We start from the raw sequence: 12,547 nt of genomic DNA on the forward strand, positions 1-12,547 counted from the left end.
TTAGTTTCGAAGCTTTCTGAAGGCATGATTTCGCTTATAAATGGTAACTAATGCAGCACAAGTGTTGCTTGCCGGAACAGATTTTAAATCAATTATCCAGTATTCAACCCTTATGCCCGTTTGGTGGTCTTTAACGCTGGGAACTTGCTTTGGGAGAAATGGTTCTCCCGTTGAAGCATCTGCAAATGTCATTACCATTGACCTTGCAGAAAAGGCAGGATAACTCATAGCATTCAAAAAATATATTGTCTATGCAGTACCCAAATGACAATGAAAAGCTGCTACCCCTTGCTTTTTTTGAATATATTATTAATTATACTACGAATCCTCAGACCTATCCCTAACAAACTTTTACTTCTCGGTTTAACATGCGCCTTTACATCTTCAATCTCTCCCCCCCCTTCCAGGTGAATAGATGAAGATTTCCTAAAATCGATCATCTGAGATGGGTAGACACTTCTATGTCCAGTCATAAGGAAACTAACAATGCATGCTATGGTAGCGTAAGGTCCCAACTTCGGACCAAACAATTCTAAAGCCATAATACTTGCTGCAATAGGTGTGTTAGCAGCCCCAGCCAGAAGGCTCACTAAGCCAAGTGCAGAAAAAGTGGCCTTGTCCGCTCCCAACAAATCTGCAAAGAAGCTTCCGGAAGTTGCTCCAATAAAAAATATCGGTGTTACAATCCCTCCGCTCCCTCCAAAGCTTAGTGTTATACAGGTAAAAACAATTTTTAGTAAGAAGGCATTCCATGGAACACTTCGGCCTAGCAAAGAAGCCCTAATGGTGTCACCCCCAAGCCCAAGATATCTATCTGAGAATACAAGAGTTAAAATAATGAGGACAGAACCGCCGATGAGACCCTTTAATGGTTTCCATATCTGTATTTTCTTAGATAATTTCTCCCCCGACCTTAATACTTCTATAAGCAAAAAGGAACACAAACCGAAGAAAATTCCGGCAAGAATTACCTGCAAAAAGAGATACTCGTTGAAACTAGGAACAAAATTTAGGTTGCGGTGAAAATGTTTACTGCCAAGTAGCCAGGCCACCCGATAGCCAGTAATTCCTGCAACAAAGGATGGCAAAAGGACATCATACAATATACTTCCCACAAATAGCACTTCAAGTCCAAAAATAGCGCCTGCTATTGGGGTACCGAAAACAGAAGCGAATCCAGCGCTGATACCACATATTACCAGCTTTTTACGGTCATGATCATCAACCCTGAGCAGGCTTGCAAAAACAGATGAAAGCCCGGCTCCTATTTGAGCGCATGGCCCCTCTTTCCCTGCAGAACCACCAGTAACCAGGGTTATTATCGTAGCAACAAGCTTTACAGGAACAACGATCGCTTTTATCTTGCCCGAGCGTTTATGAATTGCTTCAATGATCTTATCTGTTCCATGTCCTTCTGCGTCTGGAGCTAAATATTTTGTCATTACTACGCTTACAAATAATGCTATGGGCAGTAAAAAGAAAAAATATGAATCGTTATGGAAAAAATATTGTGAATATCTGCCGCTAAATTCTTCACCCCAGCTTAATGCCTTTAGAAAAGCTGTTGTTGACAAACCAACAATCGCTCCAATGATTGTGGCCAGAATAACCCATTTAAGAACACTGATAAAGATAACTGTCTCTTCTGCTAATCTTCTTTTCATAAATTATATGTCATTCCACTTTATAAAAGATTATTTCCAAATTTATATGTCGTTATCCTATTTGGGGTAGCAAACTTACGATGGCAATAGCGTGACAAAACATAGCATCCATTAATGAAAGATATTTATTGCGGCCTTAGAATATACTAACAGCTTTTTTATTCACGCCAAAAATCCCGTTTTACACTCAATGACAGATTAATATGCGGTCGTAGGTAAACAAACCAGAAAATTATACCCACCAGAATAACTCCACCTACAATATTTCCTAAGGTAACGGGTATAAGATTGTGTATAAAAAATCCCTTCCAGGTAAGCTGAGAAAGGTCTAATGGTCTTCCAGCCATTTTTTCTGATGCTGCGATTATTGCTTCGTTTTTCCGTAATACGATTCCTATCGGAATAAAATACATGTTAGAAACGCATTGTTCAAACCCACTGGCAACAAAACCGCCTATGGGAAATATGATAGAAATAACCTTGTCTGCTACACTCCTACCGCTAAAGCACAACCAGACCGCGAGGCATATTAACGCATTGCAAAGAACCCCTCTGGCAAAGGCAGCCATAAAAGGCAGGTTGACCTTTTTATGAGCAATAAGCAAGGCCTTTGCTCCAACCATGTGGTGGAAAAATTCCCACTGCTGCGATTTGTACATCCAGCAGACCATTGTAAGGCTACCTATGAAATTACCAGTATATGAGATGATCCAGTTATTGAGCAATTCACGCGTTGTGATCCTTTTACTCACATACCCCATAATTATTAAGCAGTTACCCGTAAATACTTCAGCGCCACCGACGACAGCCAATATGAACCCAAGAGAATATACGACACCTTCGATAAGAGAGGTAAGTCCAATGTGCAGGGTAGAATCACTTATTACTAAAGTGGCAAATTGTGCTCCGAGACCAAGATAAGCTCCAGCCAGAATGCTAAGCATAAAGGTCTGGGAAAGACTTAATCTCGCCTTTGCTAATGCCACCTTGTCAATTCGGGAAGCGATTTGTGGGGGTGAATAGGCATCTGTAACTACTATCCCAATAAGTTTTGGAACCTCATTTTCTGCCATTTTTATCACTATTAAAATTTATCAACTTAATCACCAACCCCTCGTTTCAAATTCATAAGAACGATGCGATGTATCCTTGGTCATCCCATGTTCAATCAATTTCCAGTAGTCTTGTTCTTTTTCGTAGGTAATCTTGTAGGAATAATCCACCATCCTCCACCGCCAGAAAAAGAAATGGGATATACCCGTTACAAAGATATCCAGACGCTTTGCCTGAGGATCAACGTCTTCAAACATGGCCACACAATGCTTTGTTGTCTTGGGAGCCAACTCTCCCTTTGCAACAGCGGCATACTGATATTTCTTACCTTCTTTATAATCCTCATCTAACTTTGCAACGTGCTCCATAATTTCTGGGTAATAAGCATCCGGATATTTCTCTCCGGTATCTGTCGTCAACAACACTTCGATGGGTACCAATATAGGTTTTTCTATGGTATTTCCGAGATTGTAGAACCATATGATATAGGTAACCTCTCCGGCAGTTCCTTTGTTATGAACATACGTTTTCGGCGCATTCCATGAAAAATCAAGCTGGGAGGCATTTGCTATGTGAGATACACTGAGAATAAACATGAATCCTAAAAAAAATTTTTTTAATTTCATAGAATCACTCCTTTTTAAGGACATGGACTTGTTCCTTTTTCACCTTTTTCGGCTCCACAACAATGAGCCTTGTTGCCTTGTAAATATAATCACCCATCGGAGTGTCATCATTATTGGACTCGACTCCCATCGCATAAAACCGTACAGGGTTGGCCACAAAAAAATCTGCCGGGGGCGCCTGCCATTTTACATGCCAAAATTTCTGGCTCGTCCCCTTTTTTGTATGAGTCGCAAAACGTCCACCAGCTTCTACCTGTGTATCTTCATCATCTCCAACATTGATGAAGGTACCTACCAAACGATTACCGTAATAACTATCCTGTGCCGTAATTTGAAAACCATGAAAATCCGTATCCGTCTGCTTAAATGACACCAGGATATCCACTATCTCCCCGGGTTCACACTTATCAAGCACAAATAGTGTAAACTTGCCCTTTCCCGAATTAATGGGATATTGGTAATGACATCCTAAATTGCCGCAGGTAAACGTACCGGGAGCAGCAAACCGCCAACTATATTTGTCGAACCCACTACCGAGACAGCTCAAGGGTGCGCCGTCAGAGTGTGCACGTAATGAGTTGCAAAGCATACCAGATACAAACATGCATAGAATTATATAATAAATCCCCTTTACTCTATTTTTCATAAACCTCTCTTTACCCAAACCTTTATTTTTTCTCTTCTGTACGTAGACGAATCAGAGTTTGAAAACTACGAATGTAGTTAAGCCTGGAGAAATCAAAAATCAAAGATACCATTTTAAAAAATGGTGTTTCTCATTTATCCTTTTTCCTCATCGACGTTACCTTAACCAGATCTACACCATAACTTATCGGAACGCCAAAGTTAGAACCCCGAAAGCCCGGAAAGATTCCATAACTAATCCCAATTACCTTCCCCTTATTATTAAAAATAGGGCCTCCACTGCCGCCGGCAGTTGTTTGAGCATCGTATACAATCCTGTTATGCATAATGTCGCTTAAGTGTCCCTGTGTCGTAAGAGGTCTTATTAACCCCCAATTTGACAGTTCCTGTACCAACGGAATGAAAGGCAAATTAAAAAGTTGTTTTACAATCTCCGGGTCGGTCTTTGCAAAAATGGCATTAACACCGGCTGGATAACCCAACAATATCATAGGTTCGCCGACTACCGCCCCCCTGCCTGTGACATCCAATTCAAGGATAGGAATTTTAGCGCCACGCATATCTATTCGAAGCAGCGCCACATCTGCCTCATCAGAAATCTTCTCTACCTTTAAAGCAAACGGTTCTTTGATCCCTGGGAAAAACGCCCGAAATACTTCAAACCGGGGTTTAATTGTGGGTTCTCTATGGATATAAGGAGACATCTCCATTTCCCACCATGGCTCGGCAATGTGACGGTTGGTCAGGATCAGGCCATCCGCGCCAACCAGGAATCCCGTACCTGTATATTCATGGATACCCCGCTGTCCTCCACCCATCATCATGAGCGGTTCACCCGTTTCTTCATCGAAGAAATAAAAGGTCCCCTGGATCAGACAAACCCCACCACTGTATGCCTTAATTATATTCTCAGCAACGGATCTTTCAATTTCGAGAAGCCGCACCTTTTCTGCAGTTTTTGACAACATAACGAATTGTATATAAAAATATGCTATAAGACCACTACATATAAGAAAAAGAACAAGAGAAGCCCCCACTTTAAAGGTATGAGACGACTGGGTAAATGCCTCCCACAGAAGTTGACGAAAGAATGCCGTAGCTGTAGTAATCCGCCCCCTTTGAGATGTTCGCGCCATACCCAACGAGTCTTCGATCATCTCCGTCCAGGGTTTACATACCTCCGATTCATCTGTTTTGACCCGAAATCGTACTTTGGGGCCGCCAGCGCCAAACTCGATCAAATCGCCGTCTTTGAGCGCAATTTCGTTAACCGGTCTATTATTTACCAGTGTCCCTTTCGTGCTCCCTTTATCTCTAAGTACATAATCACACTCTTTTAACTGTATCTCGGCGTGACGGCTGGATGTGTTTCCATCGATCAGTGGATCAAAATGAAGGTCGGCTGAAGCATCGGTGCCAATAGATATCTGTTTAGAGGCAAAAACTTCGGTATTTCCCCGATGACTTCCTTTTAAATGGACAAAAATAGCCTTCAAAGAATATCTACCTCTTTTTTAGTTAAGGATATGCTGTATTTAGGAATAAAGCCTTAGCGACGGTAGCATTCATCTTTAAGCACGGCTATAAATGGCAAATTTCGATATTTGTTGTTGTAGTCCAGCCCGTAACCAACAACATAGTCATCTCCAATATCAAAAGCGCAATATTCGGGACGAACACTATATCTCCGCCTGCTTACCCGATTCAAAAGGACACAGCTCTTAAGAGTCATGGGGTTGTATTTTTTGATATCTTCGAGCACCCTGCTCAAGGTGCTTCCTGTGTCAACAATATCATCGACAACCAACACATGTTTCTCTTCTATATCGATTTTAAACTGACGTATGACCTTGGTTTCTCCCTGTGGAAAAGTCGACTCACCATACGTAGCAGCATCAATGGTGTCCAATCTGAGAGGAAAGGGAATCAGCCGAATCAAATCAGCAAGAAACACGAGACTCCCATTCAGTATTGCAATAATTGTCCATTCCTTGTCTTTATAATCATGAATCAACGTCTTCGATAATTCAATGAGCCGATTCCGAATCTGCCCTTCGCTGATCACTATTTTTGCAATATCTTTTTCCACGTCCGCCATCCTCCATTTTCATTTATCTGTTTACATTTGACTCCCCGGCGCTGTTTGCTGGGATGATAGGCTTCTCAGCACGAGTCTGTTTATGCAATCTCAAGTCATATTCTTTGCCATTGTCTTTAGGAAAGTTTATCGTTGTTCCATTCGCTCCTTTGCAATCTGTTTCAATATGCGGTCTTCTTCGATAGCCTCTTCAACCTTTCCGATTTTATTGTAAATGGTAAACAGAAGATTATGCGCCTTTTCAGATTTTGGATTCAACTGAATAACTTTTTTAAACTTTTCAATAGCCTCATCAATCATATTTTTTTTGTAATAACAAACTCCTAAAAAATAATGTGCATCTTCCAATTCCGGGTTAATCTCTATTGCCTTCCTGCACGCCGCAAATGCCTCTTCCTGTTTTTCGACCAAACTATAAGCAACGGCCATATACAAATATCCCTCTGCCTCTTTTTTATCCTTTCTTGCTGCAAACAGGTTAATCGCTTTCTGATACTCAGAGAGCGCTTCTTCAATATTCTCTTTGGCCACATAAGCAAAAGCAATATTATAATGCGCTTTTGGCTCATCAGGCGCCGCATCAATTGCCTTTTTGAGTTCGGTTATCGACTCATCAATCATGCCCTTTGCATAATAAACAATTCCTAAATGGAAATGGGCGTCATAATGTTTGGGGTTCAGTTCCAATGCCTTTTTAAATTCCTCGATTGCTTCAGTGTACTTCCCCCGGTTATACAAAGAAATCCCTTTTTTATTATAAGAATCTGCCTTATTATCACAACCGACCACAATGCAAAGTATCAAGAAAAGCATCAACCTTATGTCTCTTGTAATTATGTTTCGTCCTAACATGGATTTATTCCTTAGTTTTTATCTAAAATTAATCTATAAGATATGATGCTGGTCTAATAAAGTATACCTCTTGTAAAATCCGATATTCTTGTACACAAGATTTGCCGCAAGAAAATTTGGGGCCTCGTTCCCCGGATTAGGTTTCAATTCTACCACATCCAATCCAACTACTTTCCGTGCCTTATATACTTTACGTAAAAAGTCTATCGTTTGATACCACCCCAGGCCACCCGGCACAGGTGTGCCAGTAGCAGGCATAATAGAAACATCTAATCCGTCAACATCTAACGTAATATACACGTAATCCTCTAAGGTTTCAATGGCCTGATTGTGCCAATCATCATTATCATAGATATCTTTTGCATAAAATACCGATATGGAATTTTTTTTTCTTTTTACGAATTCCAGCTCTTCCTTTGACACAACCCGCACACCAAAACTGGTCACCTTGCATTTTAAGTCATCAACTACCCTCCTTGATACACTTGCATGACTATATTTGGTCCCGCCAAATTGTTCCATTAAATCAAGATGGGCATCCAATTGGAGTACGGATAGCTTCTTGTATTTTTCTTTATAGGCTTTTATTGCCCCTTGTGATACAGAATGTTCACCACCTAATGTTATAAGAAATTTATCGTCCCTTACAATACCCTTGCTAACGCAATACAGTGTATCAATTACCTTCTTTGGGTCTGTATGTATTTCTTCGATCTTGAGTGTTCCGGCTGTGAAAATTCCCAAAGTATAGATTTCGCCTAATTCTTCGTCGTAAGGTTCTACGTTGACTGATGCATTTAATATCGCGTTGGGACCCATTTTGGTTCCTGATTGATAGGTAGCTGTTCCATCAAAAGGAGCTCCGATAATCACAACTTTGGAGCCCTTGTAGGCGTCACTTTCATTTTTAAAATCGTAAGAAAATGCTCCAAACTGCAACGAGCTCAAGACGTATTCTCTGATATCATTTAACATACATTTCTCCAGCGCTCATCTTAAGATTCATACTTATTTATGAAACAAAAAAGGCATCTTTTAAAAGATGCCTTTTTTGATTTAATACATTAAAACAGAACACATTTTCTACTACTGGCGGGTCTCACGTTTCTTCTTCCACAGGGCAGCGCCAAACATGAGCACCGCTACGACACCCACAATACTTCCTACGATACCAGCAACACTTTTCCTTCCCTTTGCTTCTAAGAGATTATGAAGCTCCTTTCCATGCTTTAGCGCTATGGCTTGACTCTCCAATATGTTAATCTTCTGGTATACCTTAGCAGCGCCATACCACCATGCAATATCCTGCTGACCATGAGCAACACCTTTATATGCGTGTGCTTTGTCACCAAACCACATATCGGCATAAGTAATTTCGATCTCTGATGGGTTATTTCTTCCAGTCGCAAACAATCCATGCAACCCGAGAATAGGCCCAATAACCGGTACTTTTCCAGCCTTTGTCTTAAATGCCTTATAGACGGCTTCTCCCAGCAAGCCTGGACCAAGCGCATCGGCAAGTATATCGCCAAGGGGGAAAATATCCCTCTCTTTAATTGGTACTTCAAAGGCATCATTTGCTACAATATCATCCAGTATGGACTGTGCCCTGTCCTGTAATCTCCACATTTCGAACATAAAATCATTCAGGTTCTCACGATACAACCTCGCAAAACGGGGACTATGACATTTGCTGCACACGGCCACCCATTGTTCAGATCTCTGTTTGTTTTCCGGAGAATATATATCGAGAGAGTAATTCAGAGGCGGGAGATTAATACCGTGAGGATAATCTTTTAACGATGACTTGTAATCGATTCCTTTCGGTGGAACCGTTCCCATCCTCCATACACCTTTAGTAACAGGATTGTGGGCAAATTTCCCGTTCCCCTGATCCATATGGCAGAACTGGCAAGTTGGGGTTCTGTAATCTTTTCCCGGAACTATTTCTGCCAGCGGTTTTTCCCAGTCCCAGTGTTCCCCTTCCATATGATAAATATAACCCATCTTCGATTCACCATAAGATTCCGCATCAGGGTGGTCAAAACCCATGTGACAACTCATACAGGCCTCGGGCCTTCTGCCCTCTGACGCTGCAAACTTGTGTCTTGTGTGACAAATATTGCATCGGTCTGTGGCATGGCAAAGATCGCAGCCAAACTGTGCCGTTGGATAGCCTCTGCGGAACATCTCTGGATACCAAGGAGGGATCACATTTGCGGGAAGACCTTCGATGTGATTAGGACGACCACGCTCAGCTTCACTCATGAATTCAGTCACCTGCTGCGGATGACATTCTCCGCAGACATCCGGTGTAGGCATACGCAATTCTTTATGATCTTTCCCATGACAGTCACTACAGGTGACCTCCTTAAGCTCTCTGCCGATCAGCTTTTCAATTTGTTGAGTTTTTTCTGCAAGCCGTGGATTTTTTCTCGGTTTAGCGTGGGTAGAATCCTCCCAATCATGCACAAACCCTGGAGTCACTTCTTTATGGCATTCTACACAATCGGTGGGTTTGTATTTTTCCAGCAACTGATCATAATATGTCCCATCCGGCTTTACGTAATGTCTTACCGGAAACCAATACATCTGCAATGGTACTGGCTTATATATGTTTTGCCATGGACCAGCACCTTTTTCTAATCCGACATTGTTTGTAAACCAGTCTTTTAGCGTATCGTTTGGATACAGAATGTCATAATATTTGGTAGCCTTCTTTTGCATCTCTTTTAACTCTGCTTCAGACTGTGCCTGTATGCTCCCGGCATGCAAACTCCACATTAAAGGGGCAACGAATAAAATCGCGCCCAATTTCAACAGCTTCATTTTATGCCTCCTCCCCACAAAACCAGCAATTGTTTTTTAATAACATAATTTTCTGATAAAATTCCATTTTTCTTCATTGAATTTTTGGCAAAGGCTTTGATACAGACTCGCCTTTTCCCGAAAAACCTGTTTTATACGGAGTTGTATGCTGTGGGAAAAACCATTCATCAGAGCCACCCCTCTCCTGGAAAAACTTCAACCGCATCTCATGATTCCTTGTATGATGACAGGGCCCACACACATTATACGGTGTTCCAAACGTCCCCACTTTAGCTATTTTTTGTCCTTCCGGAGCCTTCCCTACCTCCATAAAATAACTAAACACTTCTCCCGCACCATGACATGCCTCACAGGTAACTCCTTCTTCGGAATATTTTCCGGTGGTCTCGTCATAACCTGTCGTATGACATTTCAGACATGTCTTCCTATACTCCTCGTTACCGGCAATATAGTCAGGGGCATTTTTTACATATTCAAATGTCTTGAACTTGATTCTCTGCCATCGTTCGACGTGAGGAGAAGTTAAACCTGTGTGGCACTTGAGGCACTTTTGGCTGCCAACATATATTGCCTTATCACCTGTGATGCTGTACTTTTTGAAATCCCCCATCTCTATCCTTTGATTCGGGTCACTTTCTTCAGGCGTCAATGTGGCAAGTTCACTCCAAAAGTCAAACATTGTTTCAGCATTAGTTATCCTGAGCTCCATTTGCCTCTTGTGATAATACATTCCCTCATGCGCCATTTCCTCACTTAAAGCCCGTCCAATGCCACCGTGACATACAGTACACCCATAAATATCAAAGGGGAATTCCTTTATGCCAGGATGGGCAACCTTCAGCTTTTCTTCATCAATGTGACAGGTCATACACCTATCTACCTTATCCCCGTTTTGTTGCTTATCCCAGCTGTACTCGCCTTTTAAGAGTATTTGTTTGATTTCATACACAGGTCTCTTTAACGATGCCAGACGCTTTTCCAGCAGATCTTTTTCTTTTGCAGAGGTGGCAGCAGCAACATCCCTCTCAACCTTCTCCACTTGTTCTTCGTAAAACTTCTTCTGATGCTCCATCCACTTTGGACTAAATTCATCCTTAAACCACATAACTGTGGCTAAAAAAAACAAGGCACTTAAAACAAAAAAGATAAATCTTTGTACGCTCATATTTCACCCGTTCTGGAAATATCCATTTCAGCTCTCATAAGAGAATTTATATGTTAATCCAAGGCGTTGCAATAATGTATTTCACGTTGAACGCCAGTCTAAAAAACATTTTAATCACTGTTCCAACCATGGTCAGAAGCAACCCCATCGTAAGAGAATAGCGAATAACCCCTAGTTTCAGAAAAAAATCTCTTTTTACAAGTGCTGGAAGTGTCAATCCTGCGAAATAAAAACCACCCAAGAGAATAATACCTAAAGGCAATGGCAAATCATGTAGTGGAGGGGGCGTGGGAAAATCATGCGTCCATTGTTCCCAAGGCCAAAAAAAGGACCAAAATGGTCCCCTCAACGCTGTACCAATGTATATCAGGATATACCAGAAAATATACCCAAAAACAAATGTTGTTACAGCAAATTTTCTCTCTTTAAACGTATAATAGCCATTTCCTTTTGGATTATTATCCAAATACGGAATAAGGATCAGACCCAGAATGATTATGCTTGGAAGCACAACACCGGCATACCATGGGTCAAAATAAACCAGCACTTCCTGTAAACCGAGGAAGTACCAGGGAGCCTTTGCCGGATTCTCTGCTTGTCCAGGATTTGATAATTCTCTCAAAGGCGCGTCCACAAAATACGAATAAAAAAGCAGCCCTACCGTAACAAAAATAGCAGCTAAAAATTCCTTAGCAACCAGGGTGGGCCATGCAAACACCTTGTCGTCTTTAAATTCGACTAATCCTTTTTTTTCCTGCCTAACTTCCATGGAACCACTCCTCAGAAATATCTTCTAATGAATTATGACAAAACTCTTCCAAACATTACAAAGGGCCTGAGATACCACCGTCTTTACGTACTCTCCAGAAATGAACCATCATTAAAGCTGAAGCCACCACTGGTATTCCAATACAATGCCACACATATGCACGCAATAAGGCAGGAGCTTCAATCAACGTTCCACCTAATAAAGCAAAACGTATATCATTATCAGGCTTCATTCCTAAAATATACGAAAATGGCCCCTCATGGCCTAAAAATGGCGTCGCACGGGCCATATTCGTGCCAACCGTGATAGCCCAATACCCAAGCTGATCCCAGGGCAACAAATACCCTGTAAAACTCAATAAAAATGTGAGAACCAACAAGAACACTCCGACTACCCAATTAAACTGCCTGGGCGGTTTATACGAACCTGTTAAAAACACCCTAAACATATGTATGCTTACCGTAATAACCATGGCATGTGCGCCCCAACGATGGGAATTTCTTAAAAATCTACCAAATGGCACCACATACATCAAATCCACAATATCTGCATATGCCCTGTTCACATCGGGAACATAATAAAACATTAACAGAATTCCTGTTATTGTCTCAAAGAGGAATATAAAAAACGTAATCCCCCCCATACACCAGGTAAAACGGATCTTCGTACCATGCTCCCTAACTTTTGCCGGGTGCAAGTGCAACCATACGTTGCTTATAATCTGAAGAGCCCTGTTCCTCGGGGTATCTGTGTAACCGTGGCGAAATACAGATCTCCAAATTTCATTGTCTGTAATTTTCTTTATTAATTCAGGAATTAGTTTCATTTGAACTTTCCTTTCTCCGT

Annotated in this window: 13 protein-coding genes; 1 reads left to right on the top strand and 12 read right to left on the bottom strand. The window is 41.4% G+C overall.

The genetic code is table 11. The features are described 5' to 3' along the window. Nucleotides 1-40 precede the first annotated feature (40 nt). Nucleotides 41-223, top strand: a complete 183-nt coding sequence (locus BROSI_RS02420; RefSeq protein WP_052562039.1) for a hypothetical protein — start codon at nucleotides 41-43, stop codon at nucleotides 221-223. A 58-nt stretch (nucleotides 224-281) separates the two neighbouring features. Here the strand turns inward: BROSI_RS02420 and BROSI_RS02425 are convergent, their stop codons facing one another. The 12 genes from BROSI_RS02425 to BROSI_RS02480 form a co-directional block, all read right to left on the bottom strand. Then, the gene (locus BROSI_RS02425) at nucleotides 282-1,664 is read right to left on the bottom strand and encodes a chloride channel protein (RefSeq protein ID WP_082058983.1); all 1,383 of its coding nucleotides are present in this window, start codon (nucleotides 1,662-1,664) and stop codon (nucleotides 282-284) included. Between the two features lie 158 nt (nucleotides 1,665-1,822). Next, nucleotides 1,823-2,737, bottom strand: coding sequence for a formate/nitrite transporter family protein (locus BROSI_RS02430; RefSeq protein WP_052565606.1), 915 nt, complete (start codon nucleotides 2,735-2,737; stop codon nucleotides 1,823-1,825). Between the two features lie 30 nt (nucleotides 2,738-2,767). Further along, a complete protein-coding gene (locus tag BROSI_RS02435; protein WP_157842332.1) occupies nucleotides 2,768-3,343 on the bottom strand; it encodes a hypothetical protein in 576 nt (191 codons plus the stop codon). Between the two features lie 4 nt (nucleotides 3,344-3,347). Continuing rightward, the gene (locus BROSI_RS02440) at nucleotides 3,348-3,989 is read right to left on the bottom strand and encodes a Reeler domain-containing protein (protein ID WP_052562045.1); all 642 of its coding nucleotides are present in this window, start codon (nucleotides 3,987-3,989) and stop codon (nucleotides 3,348-3,350) included. Nucleotides 3,990-4,119: 130 nt separating this feature from the next. Further along, entirely contained in the window at nucleotides 4,120-5,484 is a 1,365-nt protein-coding gene (locus BROSI_RS02445; protein WP_052562047.1) for a trypsin-like peptidase domain-containing protein, read from the bottom strand. A 53-nt stretch (nucleotides 5,485-5,537) separates the two neighbouring features. Further along, nucleotides 5,538-6,077, bottom strand: coding sequence for a hypoxanthine phosphoribosyltransferase (gene hpt / locus BROSI_RS02450; protein WP_157842333.1), 540 nt, complete (start codon nucleotides 6,075-6,077; stop codon nucleotides 5,538-5,540). 135 nt (nucleotides 6,078-6,212) lie between these two features. After that, on the bottom strand, nucleotides 6,213-6,938 hold the full coding sequence (locus tag BROSI_RS02455; protein ID WP_052562053.1) for a tetratricopeptide repeat protein: 726 nt from the start codon (nucleotides 6,936-6,938) through the stop codon (nucleotides 6,213-6,215). A gap of 33 nt (nucleotides 6,939-6,971) precedes the next feature. Continuing rightward, a complete protein-coding gene (gene speB, locus BROSI_RS02460; protein ID WP_052562055.1) occupies nucleotides 6,972-7,913 on the bottom strand; it encodes an agmatinase in 942 nt (313 codons plus the stop codon). A gap of 111 nt (nucleotides 7,914-8,024) precedes the next feature. Next, nucleotides 8,025-9,767 carry a multiheme c-type cytochrome gene (locus BROSI_RS02465; protein WP_052562057.1) on the bottom strand — a complete coding sequence of 581 codons (1,743 nt, stop codon included), beginning with the start codon at nucleotides 9,765-9,767 and terminating at the stop codon, nucleotides 8,025-8,027. 73 nt (nucleotides 9,768-9,840) lie between these two features. Further along, nucleotides 9,841-10,932, bottom strand: a complete 1,092-nt coding sequence (locus tag BROSI_RS02470; RefSeq protein WP_052562059.1) for a multiheme c-type cytochrome — start codon at nucleotides 10,930-10,932, stop codon at nucleotides 9,841-9,843. Between the two features lie 46 nt (nucleotides 10,933-10,978). Then, nucleotides 10,979-11,701: a hypothetical protein gene (locus tag BROSI_RS02475; protein ID WP_052562061.1), complete on the bottom strand. Its 723-nt coding sequence runs from the start codon at nucleotides 11,699-11,701 to the stop codon at nucleotides 10,979-10,981. Between the two features lie 55 nt (nucleotides 11,702-11,756). Next, nucleotides 11,757-12,527, bottom strand: a complete 771-nt coding sequence (locus tag BROSI_RS02480) for a cytochrome b N-terminal domain-containing protein (RefSeq protein WP_052562063.1) — start codon at nucleotides 12,525-12,527, stop codon at nucleotides 11,757-11,759. Nucleotides 12,528-12,547 lie beyond the last annotated feature (20 nt).

It is taken from the genome of Candidatus Brocadia sinica JPN1, assembly GCF_000949635.1.
Lineage (GTDB): Bacteria > Planctomycetota > Brocadiia > Brocadiales > Brocadiaceae > Brocadia > Brocadia sinica.